Annotated in this window: 1 pseudogene; it reads right to left on the reverse strand. The window is 55.1% G+C overall.

Annotation, left to right across the window (positions count from 1 at the left end):
• A pseudogene (locus FTE26_RS07215) lies at positions 1-600 on the reverse strand (IS5-like element IS5B family transposase); the annotation flags it as partial.
• Positions 601-672 lie beyond the last annotated feature (72 nt).

Raw genomic sequence — 672 nt, forward strand, 5'->3', positions numbered from 1 at the left:
CTCGTTGGCCGCGGTGGTGACTAGGCTGTGGGTCAGGCCACTCTTGGCATCGACACCAATGTGGGCCTTCATGCCAAAGTGCCACTGATTGCCTTTCTTGGTCTGATGCATCTCCGGATCGCGTTGCTGCTCTTTGTTCTTGGTAGAGCTGGGTGCCTCAATGATGGTGGCATCCACCAAAGTGCCTTGGGTCATCATGACGCCTGCTTCGGCCAGCCAGCGATTGATGGTCTTGAACAATTGACGGGCCAGTTGATGCTGCTCGAGCAGGTGGCGGAAATTCATGATGGTGGTGCGATCCGGCAGGGCGCTATCCAGGGATAATCGGGCAAACAGGCGCATGGAGGCGATTTCGTACAGGGCATCTTCCATGGCACCGTCGCTCAGGTTGTACCAATGCTGCATGCAGTGAATACGCAGCATGGTCTCCAGCGGATAGGGCCGTCGGCCATTGCCCGCCTTGGGATAAAACGGCTCGATGACTTCCACCATGTTTTGCCATGGCAGAATCTGCTCCATGCGGGAGAGGAAAATCTCTTTTCGGGTCTGACGGCGCTTAGTGCTGAATTCACTATCGGCGAAGGTGAGTTGATGGCTCATGATGTCCCTCTGGGATGCGCTCCGGATGAATATGATGATCTCATATCAGGAACTTGTTCGCACCTTCCCTAA

It is taken from the genome of Escherichia sp. S10b (assembly GCF_028421345.1).
GTDB lineage: Bacteria > Pseudomonadota > Gammaproteobacteria > Enterobacterales > Enterobacteriaceae > ECMA0423.